Below are 20379 nucleotides of genomic sequence, written 5' to 3' on the forward strand. Positions count from 1 at the left end.
CAGCTCCGGAGATAAATATTAAGCAAAGCGAATCTTCATTACCTGATCTGGCAAGCGAAGCTGCTCAACAAGAAGAACAAAGTAACAAAGGCAAATCCGTCAAGGAACGTGGTGCCAATTACGTTACTGAGTCCGCCCAGCAGGGCTTCGAGAACCTGACTCCAGAAGCGCTTGAATCCCAGGCGAGAAGCTATCTGCAAGGGCAAATCACATCATCCGCACAGTCTTATATCGAAGGTGCGCTTTCTCCTTATGGTAAAGTTCGCTCTAACCTTTCCATCGGTCAGGATGGCGATCTGGACGGCAGTTCAATCGACTATTTTGTCCCCTGGTATGATAATCAGAGCACGGTCTATTTCAGTCAGTTTTCTGCGCAACGAAAAGAAGAGCGCACGATAGGTAATATAGGTTTAGGCGTAAGACATAATTTTGATAAATGGCTTCTGGGGGGAAATATATTTTATGATTATGATTTCACCCGCGGACATCGCCGTTTAGGCTTAGGAACAGAAGCCTGGACGGATTATTTAAAATTTTCTGGTAACTATTATCATCCGCTTTCAGACTGGAAAGATTCAAAAGATTTTGATTTCTATTTAGAACGACCCGTACGTGGCTGGGATGTCCGGGCGGAAGCCTGGTTACCTTCTTATCCGCAGCTGGGGGGCAAAATTGTTTTCGAGCAATATTATGGTGACGAAGTGGCGCTCTTCGGCACCGATAATTTAGAAAAAGATCCCTATGCAGTGACGCTCGGCGTGAACTATCAACCCGTTCCGTTACTGACGGTCGGGACGGACTATAAAGCAGGTACTGGAGATAACAGTGATCTTAGTGTTAACGCCACGATTAACTATCAGTTCGGTGTTCCGCTAAAAGATCAACTGAATAGCGATAACGTCAAAGTCGCTCACTCGCTGATGGGCAGTCGCCATGACTTTGTCGAACGTAATAACTTTATCGTGCTGGAATACAAAGAAAAAGACCCACTTGATGTCACCTTGTGGCTTAAAGCAGACGCCACCAATGAGCACCCGGAATGCGTGATTAAAGACACGCCAGAGGAAGCGGTTGGCCTGGAAAAATGTAAATGGACCATCAACGCGCTGATCAACCACCATTACAAAATTGTCGCCGCCTCGTGGCAGGCGAAAAATAACGCTTCCCGCACGCTGGTCATGCCTGTTGTTAAAGCGAATACCATCACTGAAGGTAACAACAACCACTGGGATCTGGTGCTGCCAGCCTGGCAGTACAGCTCCGATCCCGCCGAACAGGAAAAACTCAATACCTGGCGCGTGCGTCTGGCGCTGGAAGATGAAAAGGGCAACCGGCAAAACTCCGGTGTGGTGGAAATCACCGTGCAGCAGGATCGTAAAATTGAGCTGATCGTCAATAACATCGCAGATGTGCCGGATGAGAACAATCACAGCCATGAAGCCAGCGCCCAGGCAGACGGCGTCGATGGTGTGGTGATGGATCTCGACGTCACCGATAGCTTTGGTGATGACACTGACCGCAACGGCAATGCTCTGCCAGAAGATAACCTTTCGCCGCAGCTTTACGATGCGCAGGATAAAAAAGTTACGCTCACCAATAAACCCTGTTCAACCGAGAATCCCTGCGTCTTTATCGCTAAGCAGGATAAAGAAAAAGGCACCGTTACGCTCTCCAGTACGTTACCCGGTACTTTCCGCTGGAAAGCGAGAGCCGCGCCGTATGACGACAGTAACTATGTAGATGTGACTTTCCTCGGCGCGGGGGGTAATGATGTTAATGCCTTTATCTACCGTGTATCTGCAACTAACCCTGTCAATCTTATCGGCAATGAGAAAGAGCATTTGCCTGTTGATAATGCCTATCGCTTTGTCTTGTGGCGCGATGCCAACAACGATGGCGTTTTCCAGCAGTCGGAAAAACTGACGGAAGAGGAAATGGCGCAATACGACTACCAGTGGGAGTTTACCGGGCACAGCGTCAATGGCTACACCGGAGCGCAATCGAATACCAGTAATGAAGATATTGTCATCCCTGCCACTAACGAAGAGGCCGTACAGAAATTTGGCGCCCAAAAAGAAGATGGCGTGCAGGGGTATGGATTACGTGTGGTTTACAGCAAGCATTAGATCGGCGTGCTGGATATTAATCAAGGAGAGAATTGAATGAACAATCATTTAACGCGGCCGATGACGAAAGTCGCGCTGGCGCTGGCTTTAGCGGGATACTGTGCAGTGCCTGCCGCGATGGCTGAAGGGCAGGGTAATCTCAGGGCGGGTCAGTGGCAGTCAGAATCACAAAGTACCGGCACCATTCAGGGGACCGTGCCGTGGATCACTCGTAGCGCATCAGCAACGAGCGACGCTGATAAATCACATGTCGTTATTGCTATTGACCGTGGCAGCCGCACGGTCACAACGGACGGTGATAAGCAGTTTCATGTGGGTGACACACTGACAGCCAGCTGGGCGATTGGTGATACCCAAGGGGACCTTGATGACAATAACACAGCGACTAAAGCAACCCTCCAGTGGATGAGTTATAGCGACCAGTCAGGAGCGAATCCTAAAGAGATTGGTACCGTAGGGAGCGATACATATACCATCGCGGCTGCGGATGCTGATCGATACATAGGCTTGAAGATCACGCCAACCACGACAACCGGTGATCCGAACGTTGCGGACCAAGTTGTGATGCTTGACCTCTCCACCAATGCAGGCGGTGGTTCTGACAGCGATGATATTCCTGAAGGTCCGGTGTTCGATGATGCAGTTCATGTCGTAATTCACGAAAAAGACATCAATACGAATCTATTGGGTAAAGCGACGAAACTCAAAACTAATACCACCTATCAAGTCATGTTGTGGAAAGATAAAAACAACAACAGTACTTATGATGCAGGCGAAGAGGTTACCAGCCAGTACAACTATCGCTGGCGCTTTACCGGAACCAGCCTCCAGTTGGGCACAGCCGGTGGTCTTGTTAATCCGACTTATAACAACAACGACCTGGTTATCCCTGTTACCAATGCCGAAGCGAAAACCGCGTTCGATTTTGCCGGAAGTGGCGTTGTCCTCGGCAACGATGGTGTCCAGGGCTACGGCTTATCTATCGACTACCAGAGAAAATAATCGTTTCCAGCACCATTCCCGTAAGGGAATGGTGTTTTTCCGCGCACTTTGCTTAGCCAGCGTTAAGCAAAGTGGGTTGAGGTGAAAACGAAACTTTAAACGGGCAGGTTTCAATCATGGGTGGGACTTTGAAACTGATAAAAGCGATAACGGCGGTTTTAATGCTATCTCTGATTGCGCCTGCAGCGGCGGCCTTAAAAGGCGGGCAGTGGCAACAATCAGATGCTTCAACCGATGCTATTAACGGTACTCCTCCCATAGCAGACAGCGCCAGCGTGCCCGTTTATCAGGGCAGCGTCCAGCTTGATCCCACCAAAGAGCACAATGTCGCCAGTACGGCCACGCCGGGGAACTTCAGCGTGGATGCCAGCGCAACCAGTATGATTTTAATTAACCCGGGCGATACCGAAGGCGACATGTTCAGCACTCCGCCGCTGCTGCGCTGGCAAAACCAAACGCTGCCTGACGTTTCGCTGGTATGGGCGGAAGCCGCCACATCTGATGTGCCGCTCGACCCGCAGCCTCGCCCCGATCGCACCTTCTGCGCGCAAAACCTGGCGGGGCATAAGCTGGTGGCCATTCCACAGTTTGACCCTAAAGAAACGCTCCCGACGCTGAATCTTTTTACCCTGACCGGCGTGCCAAATCAGGGTGCGGTTTTGCTCAATGAAAAACAGGTGACGCTTAACATCGCTGCTGCCCAGGGTGATTTAGTGAGTGCAAGCGTCAGCGGTTATGACGACACGCTAAAGGCAGCAAAAACCACCGTCGGCAGTACGATAAACTTAACAGTGACCACCAAAAACTGCGAGGGTAGCCCGACAGGAAATATTCCCTTTGTTATCAAACGGAAAGACGCGATAAATCGCCAGAATGTCGTCAACAACACCAACCCGGTGAGCATCGAGAGTACGGAACTAACCACCACCGCAACGGAGTTCCGCGGTACAACCGATGCCAACGGCACCGCGACCGTCACCGTTACGCAACCTGCCGGACCAGGTGTAAAAACACCGCTGGTTGTCAGCCTGCCAGGTATTACACAAACCAGCGAAACGGCAGTGATCTTTACCGTACTGACCAGCCCGGACGTTGCGGTTGCCAGTATGTGGGGCCACATGCCGGATACGCTGAAAGCACTGCAGTACACCTTCAGCCGACCCAAACTGGCGGCTGAAGTCAGCAATGAAGATGGCACCGTAGACGATCACAATGAAACCTGGTCCACGTTTGTCTGGAGTGGGGCCGATAATCACTGTGACATTCTGCCAGGTATGCGTCAGTTCGGCGCGCTGGCAACGGTCATTCCCACCTCGATTCAGGAAGTGGCGGGATGGCCAATGCAGGGCAACTATTACTGGTCTTCGCTGGCGGGGACGAGCGGGATGCACCATGCGGCTGACGTTTCTAACCGTGGCGAGGCGCAAAAACCAGATGCGACGAAATTCCTGGTCAGCTGCGTCGATAAAGAAGCCCCGGATGTCGAACCGAAACTCGTACTCACGCCGGCAAGTTTTGATGATACGGCGCAGGCGATGAAAGCGCAGGTTGGGGAAGACGCCATCATGCGTCTGACTATCACTGATAACAAAAATAACGATCAGCCGTTAGCGTATTACTACTTTTCTTTGCATCTGGACGACGGCGTTAACCGTAAAAATCAATCCGATCCCGCCTGGGAGGCGCACCCGGTTCAAATCAGTGGCGGCACCAACCTGCAACAAGTTGATGCGCATAATTACGAAGGGATTACAGACGCTAATGGCCAGGCCACGCTGACATTAAGTCAGCCAGGCGGCGTTGGTGTGAAAACCCACATCACGGCGGCGATGCGCAGTAACTATAACGCCTCGGATGCCAAAGACGTCATCTTCACCGTGGTCACCAGCCCGGATAGCGAATATGCCCGCATGTGGGGCCATATGGGCCGCGGGATTATGGCGGAGGGGAATCTCTATAAACGCCCGCGTCTGGCGGACGAAACGACGCATGAAGTAGGATTAATGCGTGAAAACAACGAAGACTGGGCTCTGTTTGACCAGAATACCAGCATGCAGGCGGAATGCGGCGTGGGGCATGTTCCGTCGCAAAGTTCTCTGGAGAGTTTATTTGCGGGTAATCAGGGGAATACGCTCGGCACTGAACATGGCTGGCCGACGGCAAACTATGATTATCTTACCGCCGCCCAACAAGCCGAATCGCATTCGTCTGTAGACCTGGGAACGGGCGTAGTGGATACCTATGCTGGCTTTAAACCCAACTATCTCTCCTGTTCGGCCAACGAATTAATCGCGCGGGTGGTGGTGGAAACAGACAAAGATCTTTCACCAACCTCGAAACAGGCAAGAGCGAAAGTAGGCGAAAAAATCACCATGACGGTGCGTGCCGTCAATGGGCAAAATAATGCGCCGATCCCTTATGCTGACTTTACCATCACCAAAGATATCGGCCTGAACAGGGAAGAGCAGGCAACAGATTTTACCGATCCCAGCAACGGTGCGATTACCCTGAACGGCACGGAATATGGTACCTCACAGCCTTCGATGGTCTACTCCGGCACCACGGACGCGCAGGGCGCAGCGACCGTCGTTATCGAGCAGCCGCAGGGGGTTGGCTTAAGAACTAAGCTCATTGTCACGCCGACCAATTCCGCATTGCCGAACACTGTCAACTACTACGTGACCTTTACCGTACCGACCAGCCCGGATGTAACCGGTGCGAAAATGTGGGGTCACATGGATAACACCATCACCGTTGGGGCGCTGACTTTTGAACGCCCGAAACTGATTAATGAAGTCAGTGGTGAAACCAGTCAACTGGAAGAAAATAACGAAACCTGGGTACGCGTGGCGCAGGCGGATATTGAAAACACGGCGGCGGGCGGTTGCGGAGCCAACAAAGTGCCGCGCAAAGAACAGCTCAATACGCTTTATGCCGCTAACGACAATAATACTATCCAGACGGTTCACGGTTGGCCAACCCAGCGTGAAGCGTACTGGAGCAGTACACCTGCCGATAAAGTGCCGCATCTGGCTATGGTCTGGCTGAATAATGGTACCGTCGAAAATAACAGTCATCCCACAGAGATCTATATGAGCTGCCTTACAGCAGCCAATCCGCTGGCGAGTAACATTACGCTGGAAGCGGTAAATCAGGCGCAGTGGAACGGTTCACTTAACGCGGCGAAGCTGAAAAAGGGAGAGACGTTGCAGGTGAAAGTGACGGTAAAAGATTCCGCGGGAAATCCAATGCCTGATATGCCGTTTACCCTGAAACGCGGCGATGGCTACACTCGTTCTGGCGAACGCCATACGGCAGGCAATGACGATGGGATTGTCTCGTCGGTAGTGGTTGACGCGGGTCTGCCTGATGAAATGGCGCTCAATGATACCGCCACGGCGTATACCGCCCTGACAGACAGCGATGGCAGCAAAATACTCAACATCACGCGCCCGGATACCCACGGTACCAAAACGGCACTCACCGCCGCGCTTTATTCCGATCCGACAAAAAATGCATCGCTGGATACCATTTTTACCGTCGTCACCAGCCCGGATAGCGCAAAAGCCAAAATGTGGGGCCACATGCCGGAAACGCTGGAGGCGGGAGGGCTGACCTTCAAACGCCCACTGCTGTTTGCCGAATTGACTGGCAACCCCGCCGCCACGCGTAAATCTCCTGAAGAGGATAACGAAGTGTGGGCGTTGTTTACCGAGGCACAGGCTGCAAAGACCAATAATGATGGTTGTGGCGCAGACTATATTCCGACTCAGGATGCGTTGGTCACACTCTCCGGTGCGTGGGGGGGGCATGCGGTTGACGGCTGGCCGGTGTTAAGAACATATGACTCCAGTACCCCGGATAAAAACAGCGTTGGCGATCGTAAATATCTGTTTGTGAATATCAGTAACGCCGCCAGTACCGGTACGGCGTCAACTGGCATGGGCTACCTGACCTGCCAGACCACGGCAAATCCAAAAGTGAACACGATTGAACTGACATCAGCGCAAACCGCGAAATATGACGGTATTGATGCGGTAAAAGTTCGAACCGATTACAGCACTACTGGAGATACTATCACCCTGACGGTAACCACCCGCGATGATCAGGGCCAGCCGATTGGGGATGTGCCGTTTACGTTAAATCACGGAACCACAGTGCCTCGCACGCAGAACACCACTAACCAGGGAAAGATCACCAACCAGACAAAACTGATTTATGTTCAGGATAGCAACAATAGCTCCAACGGCTATTTCGACGATGGTGAGAAATATTACAGCATGACCGGGGCCGACGGTACGGTAACGTTTATCGTATACCAAAGCTATCAGGGGCTGGGCGGGCGCATTCCACTGACCGCGGAAATTGATGATGGCAGCGGGAGAAAATCTGATGCGTTAAGCGTGATCTTCACTAACATAGCCAGCCCGGATACGCCGAAAGCGAACTTCTGGGGTCATATGCCGGACACCTTAACGGCGAAAAATGGCAAGGTCTTTCATCGCCCATTGTTAAGAGAGGAAGCCGGTTCTTCCAATGGACTTATTGTCAACAATGAGAACTGGCAGCGACTGAGCAACGGCAATGCGCTGAGTGGTGCGCAGGGCGGCTGTAAAGACAAGCTGCCGTTAATTAGCGATCTGCAATCGTTATATGAGGCGTACCCTTTAGGAACGATTGAAACGTTGCGTGGCTGGCCGCTCGACAAGTCAACACCGCCAAAACCTTTCTTCTGGTCGCGAAGCGTAGCCTCCAGTACAGGCACAGCTAAGGCTAATTATCAGTATATTAACCTCAAGGTGGGAGACACTGGGCAGACAGCTTCGGATTCTTCAGAGCTCAACTTCCAGACCTGCCTGGAAAACGCGGAACCGATTGGCAACATCACCCTGACCACGGCGGAGGAAAACTGGGATAGCGCGCTGCCTGCCGGGAAAGCGCATAAAGGTTCGCCGTTGCCGCTCACGGTCACTGTCACTCGTGCGGATGGCTCGCCTGCGGCATTTGAGTCGGTGGGGATATTGCGTTCTGACAGCTACAACCGTTCCGGAACCAAAATCGGTGAGACGGTAAATTCGAACGATTTGGTTGCCGATACGTTCAACCCAGCGCAAACCATGCAGAGCGCCGCCATGAATGGTCAGAAGAATGCAAACTATTTAGTCATCCAGACCGATGCGCAAGGTAAGGTAACGCTGAATCTGCACCAGGACAACTCAACGGGACTGAGAACGCCGATGAGCGCAACGGCTTTAGGTAGTAGCGCGAAGCCTAATGCCACACTGGACGCTATTTTCACGGTTATCACCAGCCCGGACGTTAGCGTAGCGAATATGTGGGGGCATATGCCGGAAACGGTGACGGCAGCAGATGGCACAGTCTTTGTGCGGCCTAAAATAAAGGCGGAGTTATCGAATGCGTCGAGTGTTACCACTAAAGAAGTCGTCAATGAAAACTGGGGCACTCCTACTGTTCAGGAGAGACAAACGAGTGGCATCGCGCAGTGTGAGGCAGCGCGCTGGCCGACTAGCGATCAAGCCATCTCGCTCTACAACCGTTATCCCAACGGAACAATGCAGGCGCAGACAGGCTGGCCGGTATTATCGGGGAGTTATCTCTGGTGGGTAGTTGATGATACGTGCGAGATTCGCGGCATTGATGGTTCCGAAAGATGTGATGCGGTGGATTTGTATACAGGTAAGCTTGATCCGAATAATAGAAACCGGGCGTACCAGATGTGCCTGCTGAACCCTAACGCCTCGGTGTCTGCTGTCACGCTGACCTCAACGGCGTTTGACGCAACCACTCAGGCGGCGAAGGTGAAGAAAGGGGAATCCATGCCGGTGATGGTCACGGTGAAAGACAGCGCCGGGAAACCGGTGCCGAACGTGGCCTTTACCCTGAAACGCGGTGATGCCGCGCCGCGTAATGCGGGGGCGACGTTGTATGGTGACGTGGCGGCAATGGATGATATTACCATCCAGTCATCATCAGGAGCGGCTACCCTGTTAGCTGCCAGTGGGGACAAGATCAGTGGCGTGACGGGTGCAGACGGCACGGCAAGTTTTACGGTTCGCCAGGATAATACGCCAGGCTATAAAACACCACTAACGGTAACACTGGCTGAGTACCCAACATTGACAGCAACGATGGACACTATTTTCACCGTATTAACCAGCCCGAATGTTTCCTCGGCACACTTCTGGGGGCATATGGCAGACACAGTAGTGGTGAAAGGTAAAGCATTACATCGACCATTGCTGTTGACTGAGTTACCTACAGGTGCACAGGCCGCTGGAACACCTAATATCAATAACGAAACGTGGGGGCTGGCTCATGTTGTGGATTCAGTAAAATGGGATATTCAGAAACAGTGCGGTAGTATGAACAGTGCGCCGACATATAACGAGCTAGGCGCGTTATCTGACAGTTTTAATTCGTTAGGGTGGCCCTCATCTCCTAAAGACTTCCCATATTTTTCAACCGATCGAGCCGGGATGTTGTATTGTGGCATGTTTGAACAAAATGGTACCCAGGATTGCGGTATTGAGGCGAGTAAAACACCGGGGTTTGCTACCTGTTTCCAGTGACGATCATGCGGGTATGGCGTTAGTGAGTCGGCCGGATAAGGTGTTTACGCCGCATCAGGTATGTGCCGGGAGCCCGCGCCGGATGCGATGCTTACGCATCTTATCCGGCCTACGGGGTCTTACGGATTAGCCGTTTTTTTGCGTGGCTTGCGGGTTTTCGTCACGTCGCTCACAACGCTTACTACAATGCCATCATTTAAACGCGTGGTCAGCGTATCGCCCGCTTTCACCTGTTTGATCTGCTTTAACACCGCGCCATCTGCGGCGCTGGTGACGCTATAACCGCGTGCCAGCGTTGACAGTGGGCTAACCGCTTCCAGATGCGTCACCGCATTACCGAAACGTTCACGCGTGGCGCTAAGCTGTGTGCGCAGGGTTTCAGCCAGACGATATTCCAGTTGCTGAATACGCGTTTGCGCGCGATGAATCTTCGGCTGTGGATTTTGCTGATTCAGCCGCTGTGTTAACCGCTGCTGCTGTTGTCCGGCTCGTTTAAGCTGGTTTTCCAGCGCAAAGCTCATCCGTTTTTGCAGACGTTCGAGCGTGGTCAACTGACGTGCCAGCCTCAATTGCGGATGCTGTTGCTGTAATCGGTGATGAATCTGCGTAAAGCGACGCGTGCGGTTGGCGAGATAATAATCCATCGCCATCTCCAGCCGTTGACGGGCCGATTGCACCTGGCGCAGTAACTCTTGTTGATTGCGGCTCACCACTTCGGCGGCAGCCGACGGCGTTGGCGCACGTAGATCAGCAACAAAGTCGGCAATCGTCACATCGGTTTCATGCCCGACGGCGCTGACGACCGGAATGCGACTTGCAAAAATCGCCCGCACTACACGTTCGTCGTTAAAACTCCATAAATCTTCCAGCGAACCGCCGCCGCGCCCGACGATCAATACGTCACACTCGTTGCGCTGATTCGCCATTTCAATGGCGCGAACAATTTGCCCCGGCGCATCATCGCCCTGAACGGCAGTGGGGTAGATGATCACCGGCAGAGACGGATCGCGGCGTTTTAACACATGCAAAATATCATGTAGCGCAGCACCGGTTTTTGAGGTGATCACACCAACGCAATGCGCAGGGGAGGGGAGTGGTTTTTTAAGTTGCTGATCGAATAACCCTTCAGCCTGCAACTTTGCTTTAAGCTGTTCGTACTTCTGTTGCAGCAGCCCTTCACCGGCTGGCTGCATACTTTCGACGATAATCTGGTAGTCGCCGCGCGGCTCGTAGAGCGTAATATTGGCGCGAACTAAAACTTGTTGCCCGTGCTGCGGGCGAAAGGTCACCCGGCGGTTGCTGTTGCGGAACATCGCGCAGCGTACCTGGGCGGTATCGTCTTTAAGCGTAAAGTACCAATGACCGGAAGCCGGTTGCGTGAAATTAGAAATTTCGCCGCTGATCCACACTTGCCCCATCTCCTGCTCAAGCAGCAAACGGACGGTCTGATTCAGGCGACTAACCGTAAAAATTGCGGGGGATTGAGATGGTAACATGTGAGCGAGATCAAATTCTAAATCAGCAGGTTATTCAATCGATAGTAACGTGCTGACCGGGGAGCGCAAGCATTATTTGCAAAAAGGGGTAGATGCAATCGGTTACGCTCTGTATAATGCCGCGGCAATATTTATTAACCACTCTGGTCGAGATATTGCCCATGCTACGTATCGCTAAAGAAGCTCTGACGTTTGACGACGTTCTCCTCGTTCCTGCTCATTCTACCGTTCTGCCGAATACTGCTGACCTCAGCACCCAGCTGACGAAAACGATTCGTTTGAATATCCCTATGCTTTCCGCAGCAATGGATACTGTAACGGAAGCGCGCCTGGCTATTGCTCTGGCTCAGGAAGGCGGTATCGGCTTTATCCACAAAAACATGTCCATTGAACGCCAGGCTGAAGAAGTTCGCCGTGTGAAAAAACACGAATCTGGCGTGGTAACTGATCCGCAGACCGTGCTGCCGACAACCACCCTGCGTGAAGTGAAAGAACTGACCGAGCGTAACGGCTTTGCTGGCTACCCGGTTGTTACCGAAGAAAACGAACTGGTCGGTATCATCACTGGTCGTGACGTGCGTTTTGTGACCGACCTGAGCCAGCCGGTTAGCGTTTACATGACGCCGAAAGAGCGTCTGGTAACGGTGCGTGAAGGTGAAGCCCGTGAAGTGGTGCTGGCAAAAATGCACGAAAAGCGCGTTGAAAAGGCGCTGGTGGTTGATGATGAATTCCACCTGATCGGCATGATCACCGTGAAAGATTTCCAAAAAGCAGAACGTAAACCGAACGCCTGTAAAGACGAACAAGGTCGTCTGCGTGTTGGTGCTGCGGTTGGCGCAGGTGCGGGTAACGAAGAGCGTGTTGATGCGCTGGTTGCCGCAGGCGTTGACGTTCTGCTGATCGACTCCTCTCACGGTCACTCTGAAGGCGTTCTGCAGCGTATCCGTGAAACCCGTGCTAAATATCCGGATCTGCAAATCATCGGCGGCAACGTGGCAACAGCTGCAGGTGCACGCGCTCTGGCAGAAGCTGGTTGCAGCGCGGTTAAAGTGGGTATCGGCCCAGGCTCAATTTGTACTACCCGTATTGTTACTGGCGTCGGTGTTCCGCAGATCACTGCCGTTGCTGACGCAGTTGAAGCGCTGGAAGGCACCGGTATTCCGGTTATTGCTGACGGTGGTATTCGCTTCTCCGGCGATATCGCGAAAGCCATCGCCGCAGGTGCAAGCGCGGTGATGGTCGGCTCCATGCTGGCTGGTACTGAAGAATCCCCAGGTGAAATCGAACTCTACCAGGGCCGTTCTTACAAATCTTACCGTGGTATGGGTTCCCTGGGCGCGATGTCCAAAGGTTCTTCTGACCGTTACTTCCAGAGCGACAACGCTGCCGACAAACTGGTTCCGGAAGGTATCGAAGGTCGCGTAGCCTACAAAGGTCGTCTGAAAGAGATCATTCACCAGCAGATGGGCGGCCTGCGCTCCTGTATGGGCCTGACCGGCTGTGGTACTATCGACGAACTGCGTACTAAAGCGGAGTTTGTACGTATCAGCGGTGCGGGTATTCAGGAAAGCCACGTTCACGACGTGACCATCACCAAAGAGTCCCCGAACTACCGTCTGGGCTCCTGATTCTCTTCGCCCGACTTCATGTCGGGCGATTTATATTATCTGTTTCACTTGCCTCGGAATAAGCGTCAATGACGGAAAACATTCATAAGCATCGCATCCTCATTCTGGACTTCGGTTCCCAGTATACTCAACTGGTTGCGCGCCGCGTGCGTGAGCTGGGCGTTTACTGCGAACTGTGGGCGTGGGATGTGACAGAAGCACAAATTCGTGACTTCAATCCAAGCGGCATTATTCTTTCCGGCGGCCCGGAAAGTACCACCGAAGAAAACAGCCCGCGTGCGCCGCAGTATGTCTTTGAAGCAGGCGTACCGGTATTCGGCGTTTGCTATGGCATGCAGACCATGGCAATGCAGCTGGGCGGTCACGTTGAGGCCTCTAACGAACGTGAATTTGGCTACGCGCAGGTTGAAGTCGTAAACGACAGCGCACTGGTTCGCGGTATCGAAGATGCGCTGACCGCAGACGGTAAACCGCTGCTCGATGTCTGGATGAGCCACGGCGATAAAGTTACCGCTATCCCGTCCGACTTCGTCACCGTAGCCAGCACCGAAAGCTGCCCGTTTGCCATTATGGCTAACGAAGAAAAACGCTTCTATGGCGTACAGTTCCATCCGGAAGTGACTCACACCCGCCAGGGTATGCGTATGCTGGAGCGTTTTGTACTGGATATCTGTCAGTGTGAAGCCCTGTGGACTCCGGCAAAAATTATCGACGACGCCGTAGCCCGCATCCGCGAGCAGGTGGGCGACGATAAAGTCATCCTCGGCCTTTCTGGTGGCGTGGATTCCTCCGTAACCGCAATGCTGCTGCACCGCGCTATCGGTAAAAACCTGACTTGCGTATTCGTCGACAACGGCCTGCTGCGTCTCAATGAAGCAGAGCAGGTTCTGGATATGTTTGGCGATCACTTTGGTCTGAATATTGTTCACGTTCCGGCAGAAGATCGCTTCCTGTCAGCGCTGGCTGGCGAAAACGATCCAGAAGCAAAACGTAAAATCATCGGTCGCGTTTTCGTTGAAGTATTCGATGAGGAAGCGCTGAAACTGGAAGACGTGAAGTGGCTGGCGCAGGGCACTATCTACCCTGACGTTATCGAATCTGCCGCGTCTGCAACCGGTAAAGCACATGTCATCAAATCTCACCACAACGTGGGTGGCTTGCCGAAAGAGATGAAGATGGGCCTGGTTGAACCGCTGAAAGAGCTGTTCAAAGACGAAGTGCGTAAGATTGGTCTGGAGCTGGGCCTACCGTACGACATGCTCTACCGTCACCCGTTCCCGGGACCGGGCCTCGGCGTTCGTGTACTGGGCGAAGTGAAAAAAGAGTACTGTGACCTGCTGCGCCGTGCTGACGCCATCTTCATTGAAGAACTGCGTAAAGCGGATTTGTACGACAAAGTCAGCCAGGCGTTCACTGTGTTCCTGCCGGTACGTTCCGTTGGCGTAATGGGCGATGGTCGTAAGTATGACTGGGTTGTCTCTCTGCGTGCTGTTGAAACCATCGACTTTATGACCGCACACTGGGCGCACCTGCCGTACGACTTCCTCGGCCGCGTTTCCAACCGCATTATCAATGAAGTGAACGGTATTTCCCGCGTGGTGTATGACATCAGCGGCAAGCCGCCAGCGACTATTGAGTGGGAATGATTTAATTCCTGCACTATGAATGAACAAAACCCTCTGTTGCTACAGAGGGTTTTTTATATTGATGACTAAAGTCAGCAATATAAAAAAGCCTATAATCCCCACGAATCATAGGCTTGAAGTGACTGACATCGATTAATTAAACCAACTGTCCGATTTATTCTCTTCTGCTTTACCCACGCTTTTCATCAAATCGCGACCACCTTCTGTCACATTCCTGTTAGCGTCAGCTTCAGATTGCACGACATCAGTTTGCGCGGCTTTGTGCTTCAGCTCCTGATCGATAAATTCGTTCTCGCGCTTAACGCGGGCTTCTTCTTTCGCCAGCGCCAGTTTTTGTTTCTGAATCTCTAAACTGCGCAGCTCATCTTCATAACTTTGATCGCGTTTTTTATCCGCAGTGACTTCGGCGTCGAGTTTATCCTGGCGAGCTTTCTTATCCGCTGCTGCTGCCGCCGCTCTTTTATTGGCGGCGGCCTGAGCGTTTGCACGCCGTTGTTTCTCTTGCTGAATTTCCCTGTTGCGCTCTGCTACCCATTCGTCATGCTGTCTTTGCTCTTCATTTTTACCTTGCTGTTCAGCTTCAGCGACAGCTGAAAGCTGATCCTGTAATGAAGAGGCGAAAGCCGAGCTACTAACAGCGGCTAAAATGGCGCAAAGAAAAACTTTCTTCATGAGTCCTCCTGATTGCTATCTTTTTTCAGGACATTTTGTGTTTGGCTGAATGCGAGTTTCGTTATACGTAGTGGTAATGACAACGGCTAAACCCGTTGTGAACTGACACTCTTTACCCACTTGAGTAGAGGTATACACCTTGGTCCCTTCTTTATAGGTTAACGAAACCCCTTCCACTAACGTCTTATCATTCACCATAGAACCTGCAGCCGCACCTACAGCACCGCCGCCAACTGCACCCGCAGTAGTACCTGAATTGCTGCCAGACCCTACGTTATGTCCAATCACACCGCCAGCGACAGCCCCAATCAGTGCGCCAAACGTCTGTGCTGCTCTTTTATTTTCTGAATTATCTACCGCTACTTTCGCAGGTAGAATGGAAATGATATTAACGGTTTTGGTTTCTTGTTTGGTATTCAGTTGATCAGTTTGATAAACATCGGCGGCATGATCGTCAGCATTTGATTGGCATCCTGCCAACATGGATGACGCTAAAATTGCCACAGGCAGAAGACATTTTTTAAATTTCATCACTATTCCTTGTTATAGACTTTACGAAAAACAAGACATTTAAGATCATCGAAAGAGGAAAGTAAATGTATAGACTATGGAGGAATAGATTAAATTTATTTAAATTCACCGAATAAATAAATCTGCATTAACGCATAATAAAAACATATATATTATGTCTAATATACATTGCATCTTATTGCAGAATGATTCGAAATCAGGACAAAGAGGTAAAAATTTAGATAAATAAATGCCTGCCGCTTTGATAACAACAAAGAGCAACCGTGTCTGACAGCATTGAGCCGTCTTGTTCAGTAAAGGTGACGAAGGTAATCGCTAACGTTGTACCGGGGATTCGATAGAGAGTGTGGATTGCTGAGCTTCTTTTTTGCTCTGATGATGCTGCCAGGCGCCAACGGACGAGTAGATAAAGCGGCCAAAGAAGAAGAGAAAGCTGATAAGCAATACGATACGAGTCATGCGACTGTTAAATCGGTGTCGTTTTCGCATACTGGTTGGCTGACTCACAAAGGGTTCCTCAAGGTATGTCCATACCATGGACGGTACTTACATTAAGGCATACCCAGACGCAATGGTCAATTGTTCAATATGTAAAAAAGCGTTAGCTGATACATGTTTTAATGTTATGGAAGTTAATTTAATTATTTACAACAATGATGTAATAATGACGAGCTAACATTATAAACGTAATAATTCATTAATTAGGGTAATTTTGTTTGATATATATCAATTGGAACTTTCATATGACACTTAAAATCAATGCTCCTTAATAGCGATGAATAATCATCCATCGAAGTCAGGTGGGATGCCTGTCTGAATACACCCTTTCAGGATGTAGGGGGTTCTGCTGAGCATCTATGAAATTGAATGCAACTTATATAAATATACGTGATAAATGGTGGGGGCTTCCGCTGATCCTGCCGTCTATAATCTTGCCTGTTTTCGCCCATATAAATACTTTCGCACATATTTCTTCTGGTGAAGTTTTTCTCTTTTATCTGCCGCTTGCGCTGATGATCAGCATGATGATGTTTTTTAGCTGGGCAGCATTACCAGGTATTGCTTTAGGGATTTTTGTTCGTAAGTATGCCGAGCTTGGTTTTTATGAAACGATCTCGTTAACGGTTAATTTCATTATCATTATTATTCTTTGTTGGGGGGGCTATAAGGTGTTTACGCCCCGGCGTAACAACGTTTCACATGGTGATACCCGCTTAATTTCCCAGCGCATTTTTTGGCAGATTGTTTTCCCTGCAACATTGTTTCTGGTGCTCTTCCAGTTTGCTGCGTTTGTAGGTTTACTGGCGAGCAGAACAAATCTGGTTGGCGTCATGCCCTTTAATCTGGGAACCTTAATCAATTACCAGGCCTTGCTGGTGGGTAATCTGATAGGCGTCCCGCTTTGCTACTTCATCATTCGTTCTGTACGAAATCCATTTTATTTGCGAAGTTATTACTCTCAATTAAAACAACAGATTGACAGTAAAGTTACAAAAAAAGAGTTCGCGCTGTGGTTGCTTGCTCTGGGCGCATTGTTATTTCTGCTATGTATGCCTTTAAATGAAAAAAGCACAATTTTCAGCACCAACTATACCTTGTCGTTATTGCTGCCGCTGATGATGTGGGGAGCGATGCGTTATGGCTACAAGCTGATCTCGTTGCTCTGGGCAATAGTGCTGATGATCAGTATCCATAGCTACCAGAATTATATTCCCCTTTATCATGGGTATACCACTCAACTAACCATAACCTCCTCCAGCTATCTGGTATTTTCTTTTATCGTCAATTACATGGCAGTTTTGGCAACGCGTCAACGAGCGGTGACCAGACGCATTCAGCGGCTGGCTTACGTGGATCCGGTTGTTCATCTGCCGAATGTTCGCGCTTTGAATCGCGCGCTGCGTGATGCGCCCTGGTCCGCGCTATGTTTTTTACGCATTCCCGGTATGGAAATGCTGGTAAAGAACTATGGCATCATGCTACGTATCCAATACAAACAAAAGATTTCACATTGGCTGGCACCTTTACTGGAACCCGGAGAAGACGTTTATCAGCTTTCTGGCAATGATCTCGCGCTGCGACTGAATACAGAGTCTCACCAGGAGCGCATTATCGCATTGGATAACCATCTTAAGCAGTTTCGTTTCTTTTGGGATGATATGCCATTGCAACCACAGATTGGTGTCAGCTATTGCTATGTCCGTTCGCCAGTGAATCATATTTATTTGCTGTTAGGTGAGCTAAGTACGGTTGCTGAACTCTCTATAGTGACTAATGCCCCGGAAAATATGCAGCGTCGCGGAGCAATGTATCTGCAACGAGAATTAAAAGACAAAGTGGCAATGATGAATCGGCTACAGCAGGCGCTTGAGCACGACGATTTTTGCCTTATGGCCCAGCCAATTATTGGAGTGCGCGGCGATGTCTATCATGAAATTTTGCTGCGTATGAGAGGGGAGAATGATGAACTCATCAATCCTGATAACTTCTTGCCGGTTGCGCATGAATTTGGCTTATCGTCCAGTATCGACATGTGGGTCATCGAACATACATTGCAATTTATGGCGGAAAATAAAGAGAAAATGCCCGCCCAACGATTTGCGATTAATTTGTCGCCAACTTCAGTTTGTCAGGCTCGCTTTCCTGTTAAAATTAGTAAGTTATTGGCGAAATACCAAATAGAGGCGTGGCAGCTTATCTTTGAAGTCACCGAAAGTAATGCCCTTACCAATGTTAAGCAGGCACAGAACACGTTACAACATCTGCAGGAGTTAGGATGCCAGATTGCAATTGATGATTTCGGTACCGGATACGCAAGCTATGCACGGCTAAAAAATGTGAATGCCAATTTATTAAAAATTGATGGCAGCTTCATCCGTAATATTGCCTCGAATAGCCTGGATTACCAGATAGTGGCATCGATTTGTCATCTGGCACGAATGAAGAAAATGCAAGTGGTTGCGGAGTATGTTGAAAATGAAGAGATTCGCAAAGCCGTACACTCTTTGGGTATTGATTACCTGCAAGGCTTTTTGATTGGTGAACCGCAGCCGTTAATTGCGATTACGGCTGAAAGAGAACCGGTTCTAGAAAGCGCGTAATTCATGTGGGCCAACGCAACAGGTTGGCCCGTTTTCATTTTATATTAAGCCGTGATTTCCGGCGTGCTTTCTTCTTCAATTTTTAACCGCCAGCCACTCACGCCTTCCCAGTATTCTTGCTCCTTTTCCAGATCAAGCAATACTAGCGCGTTTTGGCTAAACCAGTCATGTGGAAAACGTAGTGTCCAGTGGCTGTCATCAGTAATCAGAGTCAATGTCGGCGGTGTCGTGGTTGCCTGACGTTGGTTGTTAAGTAATACGCCAAGGCGCAACAGTTGAATTAACGGCAGGAACTGTTTTTTCTTAAACAGCGTAAAGCGCGGCAGATCGTCGAGCTTAATCGCTTTACGATGATAACGCACCAGCGTCGCCATCATCAGTTGTTGTTCCTGATTAAATCCTGGCAAGTCGCTGTTTTGCAGGATATACGCAGAATGGCGATGAAGGCCGCTATGATTAATGCTTAGTCCGACTTCATGCAGCATGGCGGCCCAGCGTAGTAATGCTTCCAGTTGTGGATGCGCCAGCTTCGGTTGCTGTTCCCGCCATTGTTCGTACATTTGCATAGTTGTGTCGAGCACCCGTCGGGCCTGTTCACTGTCAATGTGATACTGGTTGGCCAGGCTGCTGGCGGTGCGGCTACGCACATCCTGATGGCGGAAACGTCCTTCCATTTCATACAAAACGCCTTCACGCAGCGCCCCGTCAGAAAGCCGCAGTTCACGAATGGCTAAGGCATCAAATACACCACACAAAATAGCCAGACCAGGAACAAAAACCGTTTTCCGTTCTTCCGACAGACCCGGCAAACTTAACGCCGAGAAATTACGATGACGCAATACTTCTTTCACCAGTTTATCGAGGCGCTCTGGTGTAATGATGCCGTCTTTCTCGCCCATTTCCAGCAACACTTCATGGGCGGCTTTAATCGTGCCGGAAGCTCCCATTGCAACGTTCCAGCCCTGAATACGGAATTGCCAGGTTAATGTTTCCAGTTTTTGTGCAGCCGCCATGCGTGCACGCTGAAAATTCTCTTTATTGATGACCCCACCCGGAAAATAAAGCTGGGCAAAGCTAACGCAACCCATCCGGCGGCTTTCGACGAGAATCGGTTCGAAATTTTCTCCAATTACCAACTCCGTTGAGCCGCCGCCAATATCAATAACCAGTTTGCGACCTTTTTCCGGCTGGGTATGTTCCACACCCATAAAAATCAGACGAGCTTCTTCGTTGCCGGAAATAATTTCAATCGGATAGGGAATAACCTTTTCGGCGCGTTTCAGAAAATCAGTAGCGTTCAGCGCCTGGCGCAGTGTATGTGTCCCGACAATGCAAACACTAGAGGGAGAGAAACCTTGCAAGCGTTCGGCAAACAGCGACAGACAGCTTAAACCGCGCGTCATCGCCTCCTCACTCAACATATTATCTGGCCCCAGACCATCTGCCAGGTGTACCCGTTGTTTCAGGCGGCCAATAATCTGCATGGCGCCATCCACCACGCGGGCAATAACCATGTGGAAACTGTTTGAACCAAGATCGACCGCAGCAAACTCCTGCGGGCGAGGGGATTTGTCGTGTATTGGCATA

Annotated in this window: 12 protein-coding genes; 7 read left to right on the forward strand and 5 right to left on the reverse strand. The window is 50.5% G+C overall.

The features are described 5' to 3' along the window. From sinH to FEK47_RS09990, 3 genes are all read left to right on the forward strand, one after another. Positions 1 to 2126, forward strand: a 2126-nt coding sequence (sinH, locus tag FEK47_RS09980) for an intimin-like inverse autotransporter SinH (protein ID WP_240730973.1), incomplete at its 5' end; no start/stop codon positions are given. Between the two features lie 36 nt (positions 2127 to 2162). Continuing rightward, entirely contained in the window at positions 2163 to 3128 is a 966-nt protein-coding gene (locus FEK47_RS09985; RefSeq protein WP_135486923.1) for a SinI family autotransporter-associated protein, read from the forward strand. Positions 3129 to 3244: 116 nt separating this feature from the next. After that, positions 3245 to 9718: a DUF823 domain-containing adhesin gene (locus FEK47_RS09990; protein WP_135486922.1), complete on the forward strand. Its 6474-nt coding sequence runs from the start codon at positions 3245 to 3247 to the stop codon at positions 9716 to 9718. 119 nt (positions 9719 to 9837) lie between these two features. On the opposite strand, the gene xseA is transcribed toward FEK47_RS09990, so the two are convergent. Continuing rightward, entirely contained in the window at positions 9838 to 11214 is a 1377-nt protein-coding gene (xseA, locus tag FEK47_RS09995) for an exodeoxyribonuclease VII large subunit (RefSeq protein WP_135486921.1), read from the reverse strand. Positions 11215 to 11375: 161 nt separating this feature from the next. On the opposite strand from xseA, the gene guaB reads away from it, so the two are divergent. Together guaB and guaA are read left to right on the forward strand one after the other, a co-directional pair. After that, a complete protein-coding gene (gene guaB, locus FEK47_RS10000) occupies positions 11376 to 12842 on the forward strand; it encodes an IMP dehydrogenase (protein ID WP_001296289.1) in 1467 nt (488 codons plus the stop codon). A 68-nt stretch (positions 12843 to 12910) separates the two neighbouring features. After that, a complete protein-coding gene (gene guaA / locus FEK47_RS10005; protein WP_130222020.1) occupies positions 12911 to 14488 on the forward strand; it encodes a glutamine-hydrolyzing GMP synthase in 1578 nt (525 codons plus the stop codon). A gap of 132 nt (positions 14489 to 14620) precedes the next feature. Here guaA and FEK47_RS10010 read toward each other — a convergent pair whose 3' ends face one another. From FEK47_RS10010 to FEK47_RS10020, 3 genes are all read right to left on the reverse strand, one after another. Continuing rightward, complete coding sequence (locus tag FEK47_RS10010; protein ID WP_130214597.1) at positions 14621 to 15160, reverse strand: DUF5384 family protein; 540 nt, start codon at positions 15158 to 15160, stop codon at positions 14621 to 14623. Between the two features lie 15 nt (positions 15161 to 15175). Next, positions 15176 to 15694: a glycine zipper 2TM domain-containing protein gene (locus FEK47_RS10015; RefSeq protein WP_165383134.1), complete on the reverse strand. Its 519-nt coding sequence runs from the start codon at positions 15692 to 15694 to the stop codon at positions 15176 to 15178. A gap of 312 nt (positions 15695 to 16006) precedes the next feature. Then, complete coding sequence (locus tag FEK47_RS10020) at positions 16007 to 16198, reverse strand: YfgG family protein (protein WP_165382789.1); 192 nt, start codon at positions 16196 to 16198, stop codon at positions 16007 to 16009. Between the two features lie 28 nt (positions 16199 to 16226). Here FEK47_RS10020 and FEK47_RS25410 point away from each other — a divergent pair, with 28 nt between their 5' ends. Together FEK47_RS25410 and FEK47_RS10025 are read left to right on the forward strand one after the other, a co-directional pair. Beyond that, positions 16227 to 16367, forward strand: coding sequence for a hypothetical protein (locus FEK47_RS25410; RefSeq protein WP_240727761.1), 141 nt, complete (start codon positions 16227 to 16229; stop codon positions 16365 to 16367). Between the two features lie 181 nt (positions 16368 to 16548). Continuing rightward, the gene (locus FEK47_RS10025) at positions 16549 to 18792 is read left to right on the forward strand and encodes a sensor domain-containing phosphodiesterase (RefSeq protein WP_135486920.1); all 2244 of its coding nucleotides are present in this window, start codon (positions 16549 to 16551) and stop codon (positions 18790 to 18792) included. 44 nt (positions 18793 to 18836) lie between these two features. On the opposite strand, the gene ppx is transcribed toward FEK47_RS10025, so the two are convergent. Further along, positions 18837 to 20378, reverse strand: a complete 1542-nt coding sequence (ppx, locus tag FEK47_RS10030; RefSeq protein WP_135486919.1) for an exopolyphosphatase — start codon at positions 20376 to 20378, stop codon at positions 18837 to 18839. Position 20379: the final 1 nt, after the last annotated feature.

This window comes from Escherichia sp. E3659 (assembly GCF_005781135.1).
Taxonomy (GTDB): Bacteria; Pseudomonadota; Gammaproteobacteria; order Enterobacterales; family Enterobacteriaceae; genus Escherichia.

Excerpts from the sequence above, each read along its gene's own strand:
- xseA (WP_135486921.1), bottom strand. The coding sequence starts at position 11,214 with ATGTTACCATCTCAATCCCCCGCAATTTTTACGGTTAGTCGCCTGAAT.
- ppx (WP_135486919.1), bottom strand. The coding sequence starts at position 20,378 with ATGCCAATACACGACAAATCCCCTCGCCCGCAGGAGTTTGCTGCGGTC.
- FEK47_RS09985 (WP_135486923.1), top strand. The coding sequence starts at position 2,163 with ATGAACAATCATTTAACGCGGCCGATGACGAAAGTCGCGCTGGCGCTG.
- guaB (WP_001296289.1), top strand. The coding sequence starts at position 11,376 with ATGCTACGTATCGCTAAAGAAGCTCTGACGTTTGACGACGTTCTCCTC.
- FEK47_RS25410 (WP_240727761.1), top strand. The coding sequence starts at position 16,227 with ATGGACGGTACTTACATTAAGGCATACCCAGACGCAATGGTCAATTGT.
- FEK47_RS09990 (WP_135486922.1), top strand. The coding sequence starts at position 3,245 with ATGGGTGGGACTTTGAAACTGATAAAAGCGATAACGGCGGTTTTAATG.
- FEK47_RS10010 (WP_130214597.1), bottom strand. The coding sequence starts at position 15,160 with ATGAAGAAAGTTTTTCTTTGCGCCATTTTAGCCGCTGTTAGTAGCTCG.
- FEK47_RS10025 (WP_135486920.1), top strand. The coding sequence starts at position 16,549 with ATGAAATTGAATGCAACTTATATAAATATACGTGATAAATGGTGGGGG.
- guaA (WP_130222020.1), top strand. The coding sequence starts at position 12,911 with ATGACGGAAAACATTCATAAGCATCGCATCCTCATTCTGGACTTCGGT.